Below are 19,627 nucleotides of genomic sequence, written 5' to 3'. Positions count from 1 at the left end.
GATATCGCTCGCGAACGTCGGTGTGTGGGGTGGTCGTCTGCGGCGCGGCCCGCGCTGCTCTGCGGCGGGCCGACGGCGATTCGGCGTCGAATCCGGCGAGTCGCCGTCGCGAGCGGACCTGTCGTTCGGTCCGCGGGGAGACAACCCGGCCCCCACTAAGAGTGGCATAAGAGGAGACGGCCACCGGGTGCCCAAAACGGTTACTGGTGAGTTCTACGCACGGGTAACCCGTACTTGGGTAACACCCTGCTCAGAAGGCGCGCCCGGCTTCCGGGACAAACGTCCTGCTGGCGGGTGGTTACGGTCGAGTAGCTACAACGCTGCTGATCACGGCAGTATTGTTACCAAATCGTTATCTGAATTTTCGGCAGCTCGAACGGCGAGGTCAGGGCCGGTGACGGGTCGACAGCGGCCCCCGATCTGTCCAGTCGGCGGTCGAACCGTGGCGCCGATGTTTGCTGTCCTTACTTACTGATCGGTAAGGTTTTCCGTCTCACTGGCCGACGTTCGAAGTCCTGGAGTTCCAGCCGCGTGTGGCCGGCGGCGCCACGCGGAGGCGACGGCGTGGAGACCGGCGCTCATGCCGACGACGTCAGCTCCCCTCCCGGACCGCATGCGGCGGTGCCGGTCGGGTGAGTGCGCCGGCCGCGTCGCCACCGCACCGGGATGAGACCTGTGCGTCCAAGGCCTCGTCGAGGTGGCGGGCGACGAGCCGGTTGGCCAGTTCGCGGTAGTCCTGCACCATCCGGTGCATCTCGAGCGGATCCGGCGTCCGGTCCGGTCCGAACCGCGCCTCGATGCATTCCTGCAACGCATCGGCCACGACGCCGGCCAGGGTGTCCACGTCGCGTCGGGTGGAGGCCACGATGCGCACGATGGCGCGGATGTAGAGCATCGGGTCGGAGGCGCGCCCGACGATCTCGGCGATCGACGCGTCGAGGAACACCACTTTGCCGTCGATCACCTCGGCGAGGCCGTAGGCCACGAGCTGGGCCGCCTCTTCCCCGTCGGCGTCGATGTCGACCGCCCGCGCCACGGGCGGATTCTCGTCGCGGCCGCCCTCGGCGGCGAACAACGAGCGCTGCAGGCCCAGGATGTCGGCCAGGTCGGCGCCGGCGCGCATGCTCGCGAAGAACTCGGCGATGTGCGCGGAGCTGAAGCCCCGGCGCAGCAGTTGGTTGATCGTGTCGAGCTGGGCCAGATGGTAGGCGTTGTAGAAGGCCGAGCGGCCCTGGCGGCGCGGCGGGTCCAGCAGTCCGCGTTCCCGGTAGGCGCGGATGTTGCGGGTGCTCACCCCCGAGATCCGCGCCAATTCGTTCAGGCGGTACTCGATCACGTCCACGCTCCTCTCCCGCGCGCGTCGTGCTTCGAACCGCGGCACAAATCACTGTACCCGCGGTACGGTGAATCGAGCGAACTCGACGGCAGTTACGACAAGAATCCGGCGCGCAGCGCACTATGGCCGGTGAGCTGGAACAACATCAAACCCCACCTGTAACACTCAGCACGTAAGTGCGTTTTCAGCCAACTCTTAGGCAATCCGAACCTGGGCCGGCGACCGGGTCGCAGCGAATCTCACAACCCACGGAGTCGTCAACGGACACCCCCGTGGGACACCATGGATCCGAGAAACAACCATCGACGAGAGGTTCCGCGTGCGGCCCTGGATCGTGTGGGCCACCGGACTGCTGGCCTACATCGTCGCGGTGATGGACCGCACCACCCTGGGGGTTTCGGGCCTCGACGCCGGTGAACGGTTCTCGGCCACGCCGAGCGTCCTGGCCACGTTCGTCGTCCTACAGGTCGTGGTCTACGCGGGCGCTCAGGTGCCCGCCGGGGTGCTGCTGGACCGCTTCGGATCGAGAGCCCTCATCGTCGCCGGGGCCGCGCTGATGGCGGCCGGTCAGATGACGCTGGCGGTGAGCGAGTCACTGCCTGCGGCCATCGCCGCCAGGGCGGTCCTGGGCCTCGGTGACGCCCTGACGTTCATCTCGGTACTGCGGCTGGTCCCCCACTGGTTCTCCCCCAAGCGGGTCCCGTTGGTCACGCAGTTGACCGGCATCTGCGGACAGCTCGGGCAGGTGCTCTCGGCGGTGCCGTTCCTGGCGATCCTCGGCGTCGCCGGATGGACCGCGGCCTACACCTCGGTGGCCGCCCTCGGCCTGGCGTCACTGGTGCTCACCCTCGTGCTGGTCCGGGACACGCCCTCTGGGCGGCACGTCCCGGAGTCGACCGGCACGATCGGCGACACGCTGCGCAGCGTCAAGTCAGTGTGGCTGCGGCCCGGGACGCGACTCGGGTTCTTCACCCACATGGGCACGCAGTTCTCGGTGACCGTCTTCGCGCTGATGTGGGGCGTTCCGTACCTGACCGTTGCCCAGGGCCTGTCGACGCGGACCGCGGGCACCCTGCTGTCGGTCTCGGTGGTCGCGGCGATCGCGTCCGGCGTCGTCATCGGCATCTTCACCGGCAGACACCCACACCGCAGGTCATGGCTCGTGCTGGGGATCATCGGCTCCAACGCCCTGGCGTGGACGGTGGTGCTCGCGCTGTCCGGGCCTGCGCCGCTGTGGTTGCTGGTGACGCTCGTCGTGGTCATCTCGGTCGGCGGACCGGGCTCGATGGTGGGCTTCGACTTCGCACGCACCTTCAATCCGAGCGCCACGCTCGGCACCGCCCAGGGCATGGTCAATATGGGCGGATTCCTCGCCTCGCTGCTCGTGATGCAGGCGATGGGACAGATCCTCGACGCGGCGGGCGGCTACTCGTTCGACACATTCCGGTGGGCGTGGACCGCGCAGTACGCGGTGTGGACGCTGGCCACCATCGGGATCCTGATCACCCGGCGCAAGGCACGGCGGATGATGCGCCTCGAGCAGGAACGCATGTTGTTCGAGACCTTCGACGCCAGCCTGGCCCCGCGCCAGGATCGCTAACGCTTGCGGGCCGACTCGCGCCGGTTGGCCTTCTTGATCGCCGAGACCAGTTCATCCTTGGTCATGGTCGACCGGCCGGAGATGTCCAGTCGCCGGGCCACCTCGATGAGGTGCTTCTTCGACGCGTTGGCGTTGACGCCCTCGGCGGTCTCACCCTTGGCGTTCGGGCCGCCGCTTTTCGCCCGCTGGTCCGACGGGCCCTTCTCGTCCTTGGGCTCCCAATGGTCGCCGACCTTCTCGTAGCTGTGCTTGAGCGCGCTGTACGCCACCCGGTGCGCGCGCTCGCCCTCGCCGTACTCCTCGGCCGCCGAGTCGTGGGCCTTGGCGAACGTGCGCTGCGCTTTGGCGTCGGACTTCTTCAGGGTGCTGGGTAACTCACTCTTCTTGGCCTGACCGCTCTTTGTGGTCTTCGGCATCGTGGCCTCCCTTCGACTACACCGGCCGAGATACCCGTGCACCGTTTCGGACAAACCGGCCCGCCAGCCACGCCCTGGACGCCACGGTGACCACGGGCGCCGCAGTGACGATCAGCAGGCACCAGGCCATCGGTACTCCGGCGGCGGCCGCGACCACCGCCGCGACGAGGACGACGGCCGACAGCGTGGTCGACAGCACCGCCGTGGGTGCGCGGTCGCCGGTGAGCAGCACGCGCGACGCGGCGACCAGCAGGATGTACACCCCGACCGGAACCGCGACCGACAGCACGGTGCCCGTCGCCCCGAGCGCAGAGTGGTGCTCGATGTAGTAGGCCGCGGTGTGCAGACCGGCGCCGGTGGCCACGATGGCGCCGAACACGGGGATGTGCAGATAGCCGAACGTGAACGAGCGCTGCCTTCGCTCGTGCAGAAGCGGCCCGAACGGCTCGGCGAAGTACACCCACCACATGCCGAACGTCAACGCCGTGCCCGCCACCGCGACGAGCACGGTGTCGGTCGACCACCCGAGTTCCTCGACCGCGGCGGTCAACGATGCGACCGTGCCGACGACGCCCTCCCCCAGCGCGATGATCGCGAGCAGCCCGTACCGCTCGGCGATGTGGTGGGCATGCCACGGTGTGCCGCCCATCCGCCGTTCGGCCACCAGCGGGCCGGACATCTCCGTCAGCGCGAGCAACGCGGCGATCACCAGGCTCACGGTCACCGACGTGTCGACGAAGATCGACGCGATCCAGCCCAGCTGCGCGACAGCCACCGCGCCGGCATAGGTGAGGCACGCGGCGCGCCGTGGCGGGTCTTCGTACGCGGCCCGTAACCACTGCGCTACCAACGCGATTCGCATGACCACGTACCCCGCCACGACGATCCGGTTGTCGAGGTGTCCGCCGTGGTCGATGGACGCCGCCAGTTGCGGCAGCCCCAACGCCAGGATGAGCACGCCGACCATCTGGATCATCGTGGTCAGCCGGTAGACCCAGTCGTCGGTGTCATACGCCGAGGCGAACCAGCTGAAGTTGATCCACGCCCAGCTGACGGCGAACGTGGCGAAGCAGAACCCGGCCAGCGCGCCGCCGAGGTGCCCCTCGGCGAGCAGGTGGGCAAACTGCGAGGCGGCCACACCGAACGCGACCACGAACGTCAGATCGAACAGCAGTTCCAGGGGCGTCGCGACCCGATGGACTTCGTGCGGGTCGCGCCCGCGCATCGGCCGGATACCTCGTCGCTCGACAGTCACGCCCCGAGTTTCCCTCACGCGGCCTCGGGTTCAGCACCGCCGTCCGTCAGGGACGACCGAGCGTCACACCGGATCGAAGGACGAGATGAGCCACTTGCCGTCGACCTTGGTCAGCCCCACCTTGATGCTGCTCGAGGCGAACGCGCCGTCCGGGTTCTCCTTGCTGGTGGTCGCCTGGTTGACGAACAGCAGCGCGACCGCCGAATCGGGCGTGATCTCCGACATCGCGGCCTGCGCGACCGTCGCCTCGGTCTTCACCGATTTCTGCTTGGCCGCGGGCGCGACCACCTTCTCGGTGAAGTCGGTGTAGTAGTTCAGGAAGTCGCCGGTCAACTGCGACTTCGCGGTCGTGAAGTCGTCGTCGAGGGTCTCGGGTGCATAGGACAGCAGCGCGACGGTGCCGTCCTTCGCCGCGTCGAGTGCCACCCGGGACGCGTCGGCGTCGGTCTCCTCGTCGACCCTGTACTGGAAGAAGTACAGCCAGCCGGCGGCCGACGCCGCGGCCAGCACGACCATCACCGCCGCGACGGGGACGATCCACTTCCGCGTCCTGCGCACGGGTCGGGTCGACGTCTCCGCCGGCTCTTCCGCCGGCTGCTCGACGGCGTCGGGTTCGGCGTCGTCTCTGGTGTCGGCCTCGCTCGCCTCGGCTGCTGAGCCGACGTCGTCCGGGTTCGTGTTGTCGTTGCTCGTCACGGCGCGAACTCCACCTTCGACATCTTGATCCGGTCACCGTCGCGGACCACGTCCACGATCAATCGCCACGTGCGGGGGTCCTGCTTCGCCCCGGTCTCGTTCGTGATCCGAGAGGTGGCGGCCACCAGCACCACAGCCGAGTTGTCGGTCATCGACTGAACGGCCGTCGCGTTCACGTTGGCCTCGGTGATCACCTTCGACCGCTCCGCGACCGTGGTGAAATCCTCAGCGCTGGCTTCGAAGTCCTCCTTGAACTGGCCGGCCGCGTTGTCGATGATGCGCTGCACGTCTTCTTTGGCGGTGCCGAAGTTCAGCGACATCAGCGTGACCACGCCTTGGCGGGCGGCCGCGGCGAACTCGGCCGAGCGCTGCTGTTCGGCCTGAGCCTGGCGGTGGTGGACGAACATGAGGCCACTGACGGCCAGCAGCGCGATCGTCGCGACGGCGGCGAAGCCGACTCCGAGCGCGCGCCAGGGCACCCGGCGCGGACGCGGAAAGCGCCGGCGGACCGGGGCGGCCTCTACCTTGGTCTCGGCGGCGGTGGTCTGGGCGGTGTCCACGGCGTCATCGATGACCGTGGTGTCCGTGGCCGGAGCGTCCGCCGCGTCGGACTGCTCCGCCGGCGCCTTCTCCGACGCCTTGGCCTGCGCCTCGCGGCGCAACCGCAGGGCACGGGCGCGGGCGCGGGCGGCGGAGGCGAGGGCTTCGGCCTCAGCCGCCTCGGCCTCGGCCTCCTCGGCCCGCGCCAGTACGTCGTCGATGGTGTCGAGATCGGTCTTTTCAGCGAGGTCTTCGACCCGGTCGCCGTCGAGTACCGATGAGGGTCGCTTGCGGAAAGCCACGCGACCTCCTTGTCGGTTGAGCGCTTGAAACAACGAGAATGCCATTACCTGTTCAGGATATCGCCGCGACCATACCTCATGTCCGGATCGGCGCAGAAGGGCTGTTATACAGCGGAAATGTCATTTCCGTTTTGGGCAGCCGCTCAGTGCAACCGATCCTTCATCACCTTCCCGGTGGCGTTGAGTGGTAGCTCGTCGCGGAACTCGACGTAGCGCGGCACCTTGTAGCCGGCCATCCTGCCCCTGGCCCAGCCAATCAGATCCTCGGCCGTCATATCGGTGTTCGCGGCTTTTCGCACCACGAACGCCTTCCCCACCTGCCCCATGCGTTCGTCGTCCACGCCTATCACGGCGACCTGGGCGACGGCTGGATGCTCGAGCAGGAAACCCTCGATCTCGGCCGGGTAGGCGTTGAACCCACCGACGATGAACATGTCCTTCTTACGGCCCACGATGCGCAGTCGTCCGGCATCGTCGAGCGTGCCGAGATCGCCGGTGTGCAGCCAGCCGTCGCGGTCGACGGCCTCGGCGGTGGCGGCCGGATCGTCGAGGTAGCCCTGCATGACGCTGTACCCGCGCACCAGCACTTCGCCGTCGTCGGCGATGCGGACCTCGACGCCGTCGCACGCGGTGCCGACCGTGGTGGCGATGTCGGTGAACGAGTCACCGGGGCGCGACAGCGTGGCGGTGCCGGCCTCGGTGAGCCCGTATCCGGTGGCCAGCGTCTGGAACGGCAGTTCTTCGAGCACGCGGCGCACCAGTTCGACGGGGATGTCGGCCGCGCCGGTGACACCGGCACGCAGGGTGGCCAGTTTCGTCTTGTCCTCGACCGCGAGCAGCGAGTGATACAGCGTCGGCGGCCCCGGCAGCATCGTGATGCGTTCGGCCGCGATCAGGTCCACGACGCGGTCGACGTCGAACACCGCGACCGGCAGCATCGTCGCCCCGCGGATGAACGAGGCGATCAGGCCGGCCTTGTACCCGAAGGTGTGGAAATAGGGGTTGACCATCAGGTACCGGTCACCCTGCCGCAGATCGGCGAGGTCGCACCATTCCTCGTACAACCGCAGGTTCTGGCGGTGGTTCATCATCACGCCCTTGGGCCTGCCGGTGGTACCGGAGGTGAAGATGATGTCGGAGATGTCGGAGCCCTCGACCGGACGCTCGAAAGCGCTTCCGCTGCTGAGGAAGTCGGATTTGACGTCGATCACCGGCACACCGGCCGGTGCGGTGTAGTCCTGGCCCAAGAAGCCCTTCTGGACCAGCACCGCCTTCGCGCCACTGCGGCCGATGACGTCGGCCGCCTCCTCGTTCTTGAAGCGGGTGTTGACCGGCACGAGGACGCCGCCCGCGGTCAGCAGCCCGAACGCCGCGATGATCCACTCGGCGGAGTTCGGCGCCCAGATCGCGGCGCGGTCACCCCTTTCGATGCCGAGTTCGGCGAAAGCGCCTGCGGCGCAGCGAATCCGGTGGACCAGCTCCGCGAAGGACAAGCGCAGCGGACCGTCGACGACCGCTTCCGCGTCGCCGAACCGGTCCGCTGCGCTCAACACCATCTCGGGGATGGTGTTCCAGCGCGCCCGGTACGTCACGTCGTGACGAGACGCCCGAGGTTGCCGCCCATGATCTTCGCCTGGTCCTCGACCGAGAGGTGCTCGAGCGCCGTCACATAGTGCGTCGGCTCGGCCAGACCCTCGGGGTGCGGCCAGTCGGATCCGTAGAGCACCTGATCCACGCCGATGAGGTTGATCAGGTCGTCGATGCCCTCCTCGTAGAACGGGCTGACGTAGATCCGGTTCTTGATCTCCTCCATCGGGTTGCCGAGGAACGCCTCAGGGGCCTTCTTGTACACCTCGGCCATGGAGTCGAGCAGCGGGAACATCCACTTCGAACCAGCCTCGACGATGCCCACCTTGAGCTTCGGGAACCGGAACAGGGCACCGTGAATCACCCACGACGCCACCGCATCCTGGATCGGCCGCCACTCGTTGAGGATGGACATGGCGTTCGTCTGGAACGGCAGCATCTCCTGCGCCTGACCGTCCCACTCCGAGGTGTAACGCGAGTAGCCGCTGTCCGACGAGTGCATGCCGACGAAGATGTCGTGGTGCACGACGCGCTCCCAGAACGGGTCGAACTCCGGCAGCGCGAACGAACGGGGGCCACGGAATCCGGGCACCGGCGCCGGACGGATGAGGATGGCACGGGCACCACGCTTGACCGCCCACTCCAGCTCCTCGATGGCCTTCTCCACGATCGGCAGCGTGATGACCGGGGTGGTGAAGATGCGGTTCTGGTAGTTGAAGCCCCACACCTCGTGCAGCCACTCGTTGAGCGCGTGGATGATGACATGGATGGCGACCGGATCGTCGGAGAGTCGCTCCTCGATCAGGCTGGCCAGCGTCGGGAACATCAGGCTGCGGTCGACACCGAGCTCGTCCATCACCTTGATACGGGGTTCGGGCTCGAAGAACGCCGGGATGGCCTTCATCGGCTCACCGAACAGTTCGCGCTTGCTCTTGCCGTCGGGGTTGCCGAACTTGAAGTACTCCTCCCATGCGCCCGGTTTGGCGACCACCGAGAACGTGGGGTTGGGGATGTAGTTGCTGATCTGGCCCTTGAGGGCGATCTTGGTGCGGCCGTTGACCTCGACGTACTGGACGACGTCCTTGTACTCCTTCGGGAGGTACTTGGTCATCGCCTCCGGCGGCTCGTAGAGATGGTTGTCCGCGTCGAACAGCGGAAACGGTATGTCGACCCGATGCGACAGTTGCCCCATGAAACACTCCTTTTCTTATTGCGAGAATCGTATTCTCAATTTGCCACGGCTGCAATGCCCTGCTGTGCGATGCGGCGAACCTGCTCGCGGATGAGCACTTTCTGCACCTTTCCGCTGGCGGTCCGCGGGTAGTCCTGACCTTCGGGGATCTCGACCAGTTGCTCGGGCCACTTCTGCCGCGCGACACCCGCCCGTTCGAAGTGCCCGCGGACGTCGTCGAGGGTGGGCATCGAATGGCCGGGCCGGATTCGCAGCACCGCGGCCGCGTGTTCGCCGAGCCGGGAGTCGGGCGCCGACACCACCACCGCCTCGGCGACGGCGGGCATGCTGAGCAGCACCTCTTCGACTTCGAGCGCGCTGATGTTCTCGCCACCGCGGATGATGACGTCCGCCTTGCGGTCGGTGATGGTCAGATAGCCGTCCTCGTCGATGACCCCGACATCGCCGGTGTGGTACCAGCCGTCGTCGTCGAATGCCTTGGCGGTCAACGCCGCGTCGGTGTACCCGAGGCAGAGGTCCGGGCCGCGGGACAGGATCTCACCGTCGTCGGTGAGCTTGATCTCCACACCGGGGCGAGGGTCGCCGTCGGTGTAGAGCCGCTTGGCCTCCGGCGCACTCGGCCGCGAGCCGGTGATCGAGGGATGTTCGGTGCTGCCGTACGAACGGAAGACGAACAGCCCGAGATCGGCCAGCCGGCGCGTCACCGCCGCAGGGACGGTCGACCCCCCGAGGCCGACGGTGGAGAAGCGTGCGATGTGGGCGGGGGTGCAGTCGGGATGGTCGAGCAGGCTGGTGACGAAGTACGGCGGTCCGCCGCCGATCGACAACCCCTCGGTCTCCATCAGGCCGAGCACCTTGCCGGGGTCCCAGACGTCGCACAGGTCGATCGGCGCGTTCTCGAGGACCGGGATGAGGAAGGCGCCGACCATCCCGATGAAGTGTCCGACCGGGGTGGCCGTCAGCTGGCGCCCACGGTCGGGCGGATAGTTCTCCAGCAGCTGGCGGGTTTCGAACCCGAGGGTCTGGTGGCTGTGGACGACGCCCTTGGGATCGCGGGTGGTGCCGGAGGTGAAGGCGATCAGCGCGGGTCCGGCGGGATCGGTGTGGACCGTACCGGCCATCGGCTCGTCGTCGAGCAGTTCCCCGAAGCTGGACTCGCCGACCAGACCGACGATCGGGACGTCGGCGCACAGGTCCGGCTGGAAGGTCATCCGGCCGAACGCCGCGGTGGTGATGAACACCTTCGGCCGGGCGCTGGACAGGATGTGGCTGAGTTCCTTGCGGCCGTAGAAGTGCACGATGGGCACCACGACCGCGCCCAGGAACGCCGAGGCCCAGAACGTCATCGCCGCCTCGGCCCAGTTCGGCAGCTGCAGGGCGACGACGTCGCCCGGGCCGACGCCACGCCTGCGCAGCCCGGCCGCGAGCTGGCGGGCCTGGCGTTCGACGTCGGCGAAGGTGCCCCGGTAGGGGCGCAGCTCGGAGTGCACGCAGAACCCGGTGTCCGGCCCCGTCGCGAGATGCCGCGCGAGGAGTTCGCCGAGCGTTTCGGGTGTCCACCACCCTTCTTGCTCGTAGCGTTTGGTCAGCTCATCAGGGATCTTTCGCACGCCTCCGCAGCACCTCCAGCTCGTTGGTGATGCTATTCTCCGCAACCGAGAATGCCAATACCGGACTGGGAGAACGTCTGATGGTCGACCTCGAAATCGAAGACGGTCTGGCCGTCATCACAATCGATCGCCCGCATGCCCGCAACGCCATCTCACTGGAGACGATGGACCAGCTGGAGAAGGCGCTCGACGGCGCCCACGGCGCGCGGGCACTGGCCGTGACGGGTGCCGGCGACCGGGCGTTCGTCTCCGGCGGCGATCTCAAGGAACTCGCCGCGCTGCGCACCGAGTCGGAGGCGTCCGAAATGGCCTGGCGCATGCGCGGCATCTGCGACCGGATCGCCGAATTCCCGGGTCCGGTCATCGCGGCGCTGAACGGCCACGCGCTCGGCGGCGGCGCCGAGGTGGCGGTCGCAGCGGACATCCGGTTGGCCGCCGACGACATCAGGATCGGGTTCAACCAGGTGTCGCTGGAGATCATGCCGGCATGGGGCGGCGCCGAGCGGTTGGCCGACCTGGTCGGCAAGAGCAGGGCGCTGCTGCTGGCGGGTACGGGCCGGATCCTGACCGCCGCCGAGGCGTACCAGGTGCACCTCGTGGACATGGTCCTGCCGCGGGAGAGCTTCGACGAGGGCTGGCGCACGATCGCCCGCGCGCTCGCCGGCCGGCCGGCCGCGGAGATCAAACGCGTGATCGACGGGGTGCCGGCCACCGAGGCGGTGTCCGCCTTCGCGCGGCTGTGGGTGGCCGACGAGCACTGGGTCGCCGCGGAGAAAGTCATGAAGCGCGGCAAGTGACCGCGTCGCAGCGACGATTCTCTCTAGACGAGAATGCCATTTCCCACTAGTGTCACCGTTGTGCATGCACGCCGGATCGCGGCTTGCCCGGACACGGAGGACGACGCATGGCGAAGGCGCTCGCGCCCGAGATCTCGACCTGGCCCGAGGACCGACCGCAGCTGATCGGCAGCCGCTGCGCACGCTGCGCGGCCACCACCTTCCCGATGCAGGACCGCTGCCCCAAGTGCAGTGGCGGCGAGATGTCGCAGGTGCTGCTTCCGCGGCGGGGCACGCTGGTCGCCTGGACGACCCAGGGGTTCCCGCCGGGACCTCCCTACAAGGGCCCCACGGGAAAGGATTTCGTTCCGTTCGGGGTCGGTCTCGTCCAACTCGATGACGTGGTGCGGGTCGAGGGCCGGCTCACCGAGAACGACCCCGCCAAACTCGAATTCGGCATGCAGGTCGAGCTGACCATGGTGCCGTTCACCAAGGACGAGGACGGCGAGGACGTCGTCACCTTCGCGTTCCAGCCGATCTGAGCCGGCCGACGAGAGAAAGAGTCGAGATATGAACGACGTAGCCATCATCGGCGTCGGCCTGCACCCGTTCGGGAGGTTCGACAAGACCGCGATGCAGATGGGCGCCGACGCGATCCAGACCGCACTCACCGACGCGAAGCTGGAGTGGAAGGACATTCAGTTCGGCTTCGGCGGCAGCTACGAGGTGTCCAACCCCGACGCGGTCACCCGGTTGGTCGGCCTGACCGGCATCACGTTCACCAATGTGTTCAACGCCTGCGCCACGGCCGCCAGCGCCATCCAGCAGACGGCGGACACCATCCGCCTGGGCAAGTACGACATCGGTATCGCCATCGGCCTCGACAAGCACCCGCGCGGCGCGTTCACCGACGATCCGGCGAAACTCGCGCTCCCCCAGTGGTATGCCGAGAACGGTCAGTTCGTGACCACCAAATTCTTCGGCATCAAGGCCAACACCTATCTCCACAGACACGGCATCTCCGAGGAGACGCTGGCGCGGGTCGCCAACAAGAACTTCCGCAACGGCGCGCTGAATCCGAACGCGTTCCGTCGCAAGGAGATCTCCGTCGAGGAGATCATGGCCTCGCCGGTATTGAACTACCCGCTGCGGCAGTACATGTTCTGCGCACCGGACGAGGGCGCGGCCGCGGTCATCATGTGCCGCGGCGACATCGCGCACCGCTACACCGACAAGCCGGTGTATCTGCGCGCCAGCGAGATCCGCACCCGTACGTACGGCGCGTACGAGGTGCACGCCACCTCCGCGCCGCTCGACGAGGACCCCTCCCCGACCGTGTACGCCGCGCGCGCCGCCTACGAGATCGCCGGCATCGGCCCGGAAGACGTCGACATCGCGCAGCTGCAGGACACCGACGCGGGCGCGGAGGTCATCCACATGGCCGAGACCGGCCTGTGCGCCGACGGTGAGCAGGAGAAGCTGCTCGCCGACGGCGCCACCGAGATCCACGGCTCCATCCCGGTCAACACCGACGGCGGGTTGATCGCCAACGGTGAGCCCATCGGGGCGTCGGGCCTGCGTCAGGTGCACGAGCTCGTGCGCCAGCTGCGCGGCGAGGCCGGCGACCGGCAGGTGCCGGGTGAACCCAAAGTCGGCCTGGCGCAGGTGTACGGCGCCCCCGGTACCGCCTCGGCGACGATCCTGTCCGTGTGACCGCCGATGACCACGGTCGCCGGACCCCAGACGCCCGCCTCGGCTGACGTCAGGACACAGACCATAGGCCTGTGGACGGGTCTGTGCGCCGGGGTCGTGGTGCTGATCGGCTTCCTGGTGTATCCGGGGTTCTTCCCGCCGATGTCACCGGCCATGCCGGCCGACGAGGTGGCGGCGTTCTACCGCGACAACGCGGACCTGGTCCGCGCCACCATGATCACCTGGAATCTGTGCGGCATCATGGTGCTGCCGTTCTTCATGGTCATCGTCGTGCAGATGAAGCGCATGGCGACCCAGACCCATGTGCTGGCGTACTGCTATCTGACGGCCGCGGTGAGCGGTGCGACGATCTTCGCGCTCGCCGACATCTTCTTCCTCGTCGCGGCGTTCCGGCCGGACCGCAGCCCGGAACTGGTGCAGTTGCTCAACGACATGGCGTGGATCGTCTTCGTCGCCCCCGTCGGCATGCTGGTGGCCCAGAACCTGTTGCTGGCCTTGGCGATCCATCTCGATGACGGCCCTCGGCCGGTCTTCCCGCGGTGGGTGGCGCTGGTGGCGCTGATCACGGGGCTGGCCATGGCGCCTGCGGCGTGCGCGGCGGCGGTCTCGAGCGGTCCGCTGGCGTGGGACGGCGCGGTGTCGTTCTGGCTGCGCAACGGCGCGTTCGTCGGCTTCGTCGTCGTGATGTTCTTCGCGCTGCGAACCGCACTGCGCCGCCAGGCCGCCGAGGAAGGCGCCGCGCCGTGAGTGCCCTGGTCTCCGACCAGACGACGGTGGACCGCATCCGGCCCGCCGGCACCCGCGACATCTGGATCGCCTTCTGGATCGTGCCTGCCTTCTACACCGCGTTCGGCGCGATCTTCTTCCTCCTCGCCCGGACGATGCCGCCGCCGCGGCCGGACGTCACGACGGCGGGCAAGGTGGACTTCTTCGCCGCCCACGATCTGACCATCCAGATCGGCTTCGGCCTGCTGATCCTCATCGTCGGCGGCGCCGGGGTGGCCAACGGCATCGTGGTCTACCACATGAAGCGGATGACGGCCGGATCCGTCTGCGCGTACATCTATCTGGGCGGGATGGCGGTCGGCGCGCTGCCGGGCTGTCTGCTGGTCGCCTTCTGCTTCCTGGCCGCCGTCTACCGCCCCGATCGCGACCCGGAACTGCTCTCCCTGCTCTACGACCTCGGTTGCCTGTCCTACGTCGGCTCGCTGGGGTGTTTCACCGCAGCGTATTTCGGGTTCGCGGTGGCCATCCTCTACGACCGCAACGGGATCTTCCCGAAATGGCTGGCCTACGTGACGGTGTGGCAGATCGTCACCGAGATCATGGCGATCCCGGTCTTCGTCACCACCGCGGGGCCCTTCGCCTGGAACGGCTCGATGTCGTTCTGGACGGGGACAGTGATCTTCGGATTCTGGCTGTCCTGCGTGATCTATTTCCTCAAGAGGGCCAACGAACAGCAGTCCCCCGACGAAGCACCGGTGGCCTGACGCCGATGACCGAGACCCGACAGGCGCCGTCCACGTCCCCCGCCCGCCCCGAGGCCCATCTCCCCGGCGACGGCGCGATGTGGGTCATGGTGCTCGGCGATCTGATCATCTTCGGGGCATACTTCGTGATCTACATGGTCCACCGGGCCATGGCACCCGAGGCGTTCCTCACCGCCCAGCAGCATCTCAGCCTGACCGCGGGCATGCTCAACACCGTTGTGCTGCTGACGAGTTCGTGGTTCGTGGCGCGCGGGGTGCTCGCCGCCCGCGCCGGTGACCACACCCGAGCGCTGCGCCTCACCTACGCCGGCGGACTGTGCGGCGCCGTCTTCATCGGCATCAAGGTCTACGAGTGGTCGGCGAAGATCACCGAGGGGTATTCGCTGGGCAGCGGCGAGTTCTTCGGTTTCTACTACATGCTCACCGGTGTCCACCTGTTCCACGTCGCACTGGGCCTGCTGATTCTGGGCATCGTCGCGCGGGAGCTGCGGACGCGACGGCGGATGTCGATGGTGGAGTCCGGCGCAACCTATTGGCACATGGTCGATCTGCTGTGGATCGTCATCTTCGCTCTGCTCTACGTGATGAGATGACCGATGGACACCGCAGCCGCCAACCGCACCGCAGCGCCGCGCGCCGTCACCGTGGCGTGGCTCGCCCTCGCCGCGATCACCGTGCTGTCGTGGTGGTTGGCGCCCGCACACTCCCACGGACCGGTGACCTCGAGCGTGCCGATCACTCTCGCAGTGGCCGCGCTGGCCGTGATCAAAAGCCGCTTGATCATCCGCTACTTCATGGAGGTCCGGCACGCGCCCCGCTGGCTGCAGTTGTCGACCGACGCCTGGCTTCTCGTGCTGTGGGCGGCCATCCTGGCGGTGTACCTGTGGTGAATGCCGGCCGGATCACCGCGTCAGGCAGGGGCTTCGGTGTCCTGCGGCCGGTAGTCGCCTTCCAGGCGGCGCAGCCATTGTTCGCAGAACGCCCACGTCTCGGCGTGACCGGCGGACATCCCCAACGCACGCTCCATGACCATCACGCGCGAGACGCTCGTGGCGAACACGGTCCACACCACCGGCGGAACATCCGAGACGTCGGCACCGTAGCGCTGCAGCGCGGCGGTGAGCACCTTGTTCTGTTCAGCGCGGAACCGCTCGGCGTAGTACGCGATGTCCTCGCGCAACGCGTGGCGGTGATTCGCCAGACCCATGAACTCCATCGTCAGCCGGGTCGCCGCGGCGTCGGTACTGAACCGCCACAGCGCCCACAGCGGCTGCGGGGAGTCCAGCACGCGCGCCTGCACTTCCAGTCCCTGTTCGGCTCGGCGTCGGAACACCGCCTGGAACAGGTCGTCCATGGTGCGGAAGTAGTAGTGCACCAACTGCGGTTTGAGTCCCGCCCGTTCGGCGACCCGCCGCGACGTCACCGCGGCGTATCCCTCTTCGACCATCAGTCGTTCGGCGGCGTCGAGAAGAACGCCGCGGTTCTTCGCGTCGGGCGCACCGATTCTCCGCTGCGAAGCCGTCGTCACTCCGCCACCTCCTGTCCTGCGGTCACCGGGTCCGCCCGCGCCACAACAGGAATGGTAGGCGCCGTCCACCAGTCGACCTTGACCAACACTCTACGGCCATGCTAAGCAGGTGCTCAGCAACGATGCGGACGTTCGGGAAGGAACATCCATGACAACCGATTTCGACAACATCGACTACTTCACCGACCCCTCGCTCGTGCCCGACCCGCATCCGTATTTCGACCACCTGCGGGCCAAGTGCCCGGTGATCCGGGAGCCGCACCACGGGGTGGTGGCGGTCACCGGTTGGGAAGAGGCCAACGCGGTCTACCGCGACACCGAGTCCTTTTCTTCATGTATCTCGGTCATGGGTCCGTTCACGCCGATGCCGTTCACCCCCGAGGGTGACGACATCTGCGCCCAGATCGACGCGCATCGCACCGAGATCCCCATGTTCGAGCACATGGTGACCATGGATCCACCGCAGCACACCGATGCCCGGTCGATCCTCTCCCGTCTGCTGACGCCCAAGCGGCTCAAGGAGAACGAGGACTTCATGTGGCGGTTGGCCGACCGGCACATCGACGAATTCATCGCGGACGGCAGGTGTGAGTTCCTGGCCGCGTACGCGAAACCGTTCTCGCTCCTGGTCGTTGCCGACCTGCTCGGTGTGCCCGAAGAAGACCACGAAGAGTTCCGCGAAGCCTTCGGCGCCGAACGGCCGGGCTCGCGCATCGGCTCGCTGGACCACGAGACCATCTCCGTCAACCCACTGGCGTGGGCCGACGAGAAGTTCGGCCAGTACATCGAAGACCGTAGGCGCAACCCGCGTGAAGACGTCCTCACCTCGATCGCGACCGCGAAATACCCGGACGGCTCCACCCCCGAGGTCGTCGACGTCGTGCGCACCGCGACGTTCCTGTTCGCCGCAGGTCAGGAGACGACGGCCAAGCTGCTGAGTGCGGCGCTGCGGGTGCTCGGCGACCGACCGGAACTGCAGGAGACGCTGCGCGCCGACCGCAGCCGCATCCCGAACTTCATCGAGGAGTGCCTGCGGATGGACAGCCCCGTGAAGACCGTATTCCGGATGGCGCGCAAGACCACCACCGTCGGCGAGGTCGACACTCCCGCGGGCACCACGGTGATGGTGAGTCCCGGTGCGGTCAACCGGGATCCGCGCCGGTTCGAGAATCCCCACGAGTTCGACATCAACCGCCGCAACGTGCGCGAACACCTGGCGTTCAGCCGTGGCATCCACTCGTGCCCGGGCGCACCGCTGGCACGGGTCGAAGGCCGTGTCTCGGTGGAGCGGCTCCTGGACCGGTTGGGCACGATCGCGATCGACGAAGAGCGGCACGGCCCCCGGGAGGACCGCCGCTACACCTACGAGCCGACCTTCATCCTGCGCGGGCTCACCGATCTGCACATCACCTTCAGCGGCGAGTGACAGACGGTGGCGCATCCGGCCGTTCCCCGGTGCGCCGCCCGTGCAGTTGATATTCTCCCGTGATGAGAAGGCCGATCTCGTCAAGGCGAGCAAGGGTTTTCGATGCGCTGGAGGGGTCCGTGAAGTCTGTCTTGATCGGTGTCGCACTCGTGACGGCGGCGCTGGTCGGCGCCCCTCAGGCGTCGGCCATGACCCTCGGCAACTACATGCTCAACATCCCCGACCGCAGGGATTTCCACACCTGGATCCTCTCGGCGATCTCACCGTGCCGCAACCCGGACAACTCCAAGCGGACCGACTGCATCGACGCAATGACGATGCCGCAGCCGATCGCCAAGGCGGTCTACACGAAGGCCGAGGCATGGTTGGCCGACGGCCGCTACACCATGGTCATCGACGATCCGTTCGGATTGCGTTGCGGCGACATCTACTACGGGCCGACCATCCCCACACACGATGTCTACACCTGGGACGCGACGACATTGGCCGGTCACATGGTCTCGTCGTTCAACGCCGGTTGCGACGGGGCCCCGGGCGGTCAGCGCACCTATCCCTTCACCCTGACCAGGATGTCCTGATGCGCACCACGATGGCGATCAGCGCGGCGATGGTTCTCGTCGGTGGGGCGCTCGGCACGGCAGCCCCGGCGACGGCGCAGCCGGTCATGCACGAGGTCCGATACACCGTGACAGCCGACGCTCCGTTCTATGGCGACATCTACTACCGCGACGTCGAACCCCCGAACTTCTCCGAATACAGCCACAACCCCTACATCTTCAGCCCGAAGGCGGAGGCTGACATCGCGCCGGACCGGCCGTGGGTGCTCGAGACCCGGCTCGCCGATCCGGCTCGCTGGGCAATGGTTCTCGTCCAGAGCGGCGAGTCGCCGGAGCTGCAGGCGCCCACGCTCAGATGCGAACTGGCTGTCGACGGTACGGTCGTCAAGACCGACAGCGGTACTCGGGGCGCACTGTGCTCCATCCGCGCCTGGTAGACGGCAGCGGTACTCAGGCATCCCCTCGGCGCCAGAGCTGCCGACCGTTCATCGGGACACAGGTCAGAAACAGGCCGTCCGGCGCCTGCGCCACGTAGTCCAGATAGTTGGCACAGTCGCTGCCCTCGGTCCGGATCCCGGCCATCGGCGGCGACCGGAACCATCGCGGTTCGTACCGGCGGGGGGAACCGCAGAAAAGCAGGCGGCCCGCCCGCGTCGACGCACCGGCGACCGCGGTGCCGAACACGTAGTAGCTGGTGTTCGAGCAATAGGAGCCCTGCACGACGTTCGGCGTGATACCGGGAACGCAGAAGGGGTCATTGCAGGTCTGCGGTTCCGCGCTCGCCTGCGGCGCAGTCAGCATTCCGGCCACCACCGCCGAGACGGCAGCCAACATGGTCATCCGCACCCCTACAGTTTCCCACATCGCAGAACTGAACTCTTGCCTTCGGAGAAGATTGGTACGCCATTCAGCCACCGACCGCGAGAGAACGTCCCGGGCCGAATCCGGTTGATGCGCAACGGTCTTTCGTCAGAACTGGTATTCTCGCAGATCGATGACTGCACTATGCTGGGCAGAGGAGTGACGCCAATGTCGGCCAAGATCAAGGTCGGTGCCGCGATCGCGGGAGTCACCGCGGTCGTCGGGATGACCTCGGCTGCGCCTGCCGGCGCGAGCAACGACTGGGGCATCAACGGAACCTTCGCCATCTCGTCCAACGGTGATCGCGCAAAGGTCAACGAGCGCTTCGAGATCCAGCCCGGCGAGCGCAGCACGTGGACGATCAACACGGTGTGCACGTCACCCAACGACTGTGCAGGCACGGTCAACAGCGATGCGGGCTGGAGTGCGCCGATCTACACGACGAACGGTCTGTGGTACGTCAAACGGGTGGTCCCGGAGTGGCGGTTCTGCGCCGACGGTCAGCCGGTCGAAGGACTCCGCATCTACAAGATCTACCCGGTCGGCTTCGACGGTCACCTCGACCCGAATTCCACCGAGTACACCGGTGAGAACCAGACCGTCGGCCCGAGCGGATCGTGTGGCCGCAACCAGTGGCCCCAGATCCGGATGCCGTTCTACATGAAGAAGATCTGACCAGAGTCGCTGCGTCACAACCAGAACCGGCCCAGAGCAGTTGTCTGCCCGGGCCGGTTTTCGTTGG

22 protein-coding genes are annotated in these 19,627 nt (G+C 67.2%); 12 read left to right on the top strand and 10 right to left on the bottom strand.

Annotated features, from left to right (window positions below):
- Positions 1 to 592 precede the first annotated feature (592 nt).
- Positions 593 to 1,381, bottom strand: coding sequence for a MerR family transcriptional regulator (locus G6N30_RS03040; RefSeq protein ID WP_134059867.1), 789 nt, complete (start codon positions 1,379 to 1,381; stop codon positions 593 to 595).
- A 274-nt stretch (positions 1,382 to 1,655) separates the two neighbouring features.
- Here G6N30_RS03040 and G6N30_RS03035 point away from each other — a divergent pair, with 274 nt between their 5' ends.
- The gene (locus G6N30_RS03035) at positions 1,656 to 2,936 is read left to right on the top strand and encodes an MFS transporter (protein WP_134059865.1); all 1,281 of its coding nucleotides are present in this window, start codon (positions 1,656 to 1,658) and stop codon (positions 2,934 to 2,936) included.
- On the opposite strand, the gene G6N30_RS03030 is transcribed toward G6N30_RS03035, so the two are convergent.
- The 7 genes from G6N30_RS03030 to G6N30_RS03000 all read right to left on the bottom strand — a co-directional run bounded on the left by G6N30_RS03030 (position 2,933) and on the right by G6N30_RS03000 (position 10,534).
- The gene (locus tag G6N30_RS03030) at positions 2,933 to 3,352 is read right to left on the bottom strand and encodes a ChaB family protein (protein ID WP_134059863.1); all 420 of its coding nucleotides are present in this window, start codon (positions 3,350 to 3,352) and stop codon (positions 2,933 to 2,935) included. The genes G6N30_RS03035 and G6N30_RS03030 overlap by 4 nt on opposite strands.
- Positions 3,353 to 3,368: 16 nt before the next feature.
- Entirely contained in the window at positions 3,369 to 4,577 is a 1,209-nt protein-coding gene (locus tag G6N30_RS03025; protein ID WP_134060330.1) for a low temperature requirement protein A, read from the bottom strand.
- Between the two features lie 93 nt (positions 4,578 to 4,670).
- Positions 4,671 to 5,303 (bottom strand): Rv1363c family protein, encoded by a 633-nt coding sequence (locus G6N30_RS03020; protein ID WP_134059861.1) that lies wholly within the window; start codon positions 5,301 to 5,303, stop codon positions 4,671 to 4,673.
- Positions 5,300 to 6,145 carry an Rv1363c family protein gene (locus G6N30_RS03015; RefSeq protein ID WP_234880312.1) on the bottom strand — a complete coding sequence of 282 codons (846 nt, stop codon included), beginning with the start codon at positions 6,143 to 6,145 and terminating at the stop codon, positions 5,300 to 5,302. Before G6N30_RS03015 ends, G6N30_RS03020 begins: the two co-directional genes overlap by 4 nt.
- Positions 6,146 to 6,288: 143 nt before the next feature.
- A complete protein-coding gene (locus G6N30_RS03010; RefSeq protein WP_208324453.1) occupies positions 6,289 to 7,701 on the bottom strand; it encodes a FadD3 family acyl-CoA ligase in 1,413 nt (470 codons plus the stop codon).
- A gap of 32 nt (positions 7,702 to 7,733) precedes the next feature.
- A complete protein-coding gene (locus G6N30_RS03005; RefSeq protein ID WP_134059855.1) occupies positions 7,734 to 8,924 on the bottom strand; it encodes an amidohydrolase family protein in 1,191 nt (396 codons plus the stop codon).
- 35 nt (positions 8,925 to 8,959) lie between these two features.
- Entirely contained in the window at positions 8,960 to 10,534 is a 1,575-nt protein-coding gene (locus tag G6N30_RS03000; protein WP_134059853.1) for an AMP-binding protein, read from the bottom strand.
- A gap of 80 nt (positions 10,535 to 10,614) precedes the next feature.
- Here G6N30_RS03000 and G6N30_RS02995 point away from each other — a divergent pair, with 80 nt between their 5' ends.
- The 7 genes from G6N30_RS02995 (at position 10,615) to G6N30_RS02965 (ending at position 15,403) form a co-directional block, all read left to right on the top strand.
- Positions 10,615 to 11,331, top strand: coding sequence for an enoyl-CoA hydratase/isomerase family protein (locus tag G6N30_RS02995; RefSeq protein ID WP_134059851.1), 717 nt, complete (start codon positions 10,615 to 10,617; stop codon positions 11,329 to 11,331).
- A gap of 107 nt (positions 11,332 to 11,438) precedes the next feature.
- On the top strand, positions 11,439 to 11,852 hold the full coding sequence (locus G6N30_RS02990; protein ID WP_134059849.1) for a Zn-ribbon domain-containing OB-fold protein: 414 nt from the start codon (positions 11,439 to 11,441) through the stop codon (positions 11,850 to 11,852).
- A 28-nt stretch (positions 11,853 to 11,880) separates the two neighbouring features.
- Positions 11,881 to 13,023 (top strand): thiolase family protein, encoded by a 1,143-nt coding sequence (locus G6N30_RS02985; RefSeq protein ID WP_134059847.1) that lies wholly within the window; start codon positions 11,881 to 11,883, stop codon positions 13,021 to 13,023.
- Between the two features lie 6 nt (positions 13,024 to 13,029).
- Positions 13,030 to 13,770, top strand: coding sequence for a hypothetical protein (locus G6N30_RS02980; protein WP_134059845.1), 741 nt, complete (start codon positions 13,030 to 13,032; stop codon positions 13,768 to 13,770).
- A complete protein-coding gene (locus G6N30_RS02975; RefSeq protein WP_134059843.1) occupies positions 13,767 to 14,513 on the top strand; it encodes a hypothetical protein in 747 nt (248 codons plus the stop codon). The genes G6N30_RS02980 and G6N30_RS02975 overlap by 4 nt, the downstream gene beginning before the upstream one ends.
- A 5-nt stretch (positions 14,514 to 14,518) precedes the next feature.
- The gene (locus G6N30_RS02970; RefSeq protein ID WP_134059841.1) at positions 14,519 to 15,106 is read left to right on the top strand and encodes a cytochrome c oxidase subunit 3 family protein; all 588 of its coding nucleotides are present in this window, start codon (positions 14,519 to 14,521) and stop codon (positions 15,104 to 15,106) included.
- A gap of 3 nt (positions 15,107 to 15,109) precedes the next feature.
- Positions 15,110 to 15,403: a cytochrome C oxidase subunit IV family protein gene (locus G6N30_RS02965; RefSeq protein ID WP_134059839.1), complete on the top strand. Its 294-nt coding sequence runs from the start codon at positions 15,110 to 15,112 to the stop codon at positions 15,401 to 15,403.
- A 20-nt stretch (positions 15,404 to 15,423) separates the two neighbouring features.
- On the opposite strand, the gene G6N30_RS02960 is transcribed toward G6N30_RS02965, so the two are convergent.
- Positions 15,424 to 16,041, bottom strand: coding sequence for a TetR/AcrR family transcriptional regulator (locus G6N30_RS02960; RefSeq protein ID WP_234880311.1), 618 nt, complete (start codon positions 16,039 to 16,041; stop codon positions 15,424 to 15,426).
- 148 nt (positions 16,042 to 16,189) lie between these two features.
- Between G6N30_RS02960 and G6N30_RS02955 the strand changes: the two genes are divergently transcribed.
- The 3 genes from G6N30_RS02955 to G6N30_RS02945 all read left to right on the top strand — a co-directional run bounded on the left by G6N30_RS02955 (position 16,190) and on the right by G6N30_RS02945 (position 18,461).
- Entirely contained in the window at positions 16,190 to 17,467 is a 1,278-nt protein-coding gene (locus tag G6N30_RS02955) for a cytochrome P450 (protein ID WP_134059835.1), read from the top strand.
- A gap of 119 nt (positions 17,468 to 17,586) precedes the next feature.
- Positions 17,587 to 18,045, top strand: coding sequence for a hypothetical protein (locus G6N30_RS02950; protein ID WP_134059832.1), 459 nt, complete (start codon positions 17,587 to 17,589; stop codon positions 18,043 to 18,045).
- On the top strand, positions 18,045 to 18,461 hold the full coding sequence (locus G6N30_RS02945) for an Rv2576c family protein (RefSeq protein ID WP_134059830.1): 417 nt from the start codon (positions 18,045 to 18,047) through the stop codon (positions 18,459 to 18,461). Before G6N30_RS02950 ends, G6N30_RS02945 begins: the two co-directional genes overlap by 1 nt.
- 13 nt (positions 18,462 to 18,474) lie before the next feature.
- Here the strand turns inward: G6N30_RS02945 and G6N30_RS02940 are convergent, their stop codons facing one another.
- A complete protein-coding gene (locus tag G6N30_RS02940; RefSeq protein WP_134059828.1) occupies positions 18,475 to 18,864 on the bottom strand; it encodes a hypothetical protein in 390 nt (129 codons plus the stop codon).
- Between the two features lie 189 nt (positions 18,865 to 19,053).
- On the opposite strand from G6N30_RS02940, the gene G6N30_RS02935 reads away from it, so the two are divergent.
- Complete coding sequence (locus tag G6N30_RS02935) at positions 19,054 to 19,560, top strand: Rv2253/PknI dimerization domain-containing protein (protein ID WP_134059826.1); 507 nt, start codon at positions 19,054 to 19,056, stop codon at positions 19,558 to 19,560.
- The last annotated feature ends 67 nt before the right edge of the window (positions 19,561 to 19,627 follow it).

This window comes from Mycolicibacterium litorale (genome assembly GCF_010731695.1).
Lineage (GTDB): Bacteria > Actinomycetota > Actinomycetes > Mycobacteriales > Mycobacteriaceae > Mycobacterium > Mycobacterium litorale.
Note: the sequence above shows the minus strand (reverse complement) of the source record. Positions and strands in the feature narration are given on the sequence as shown.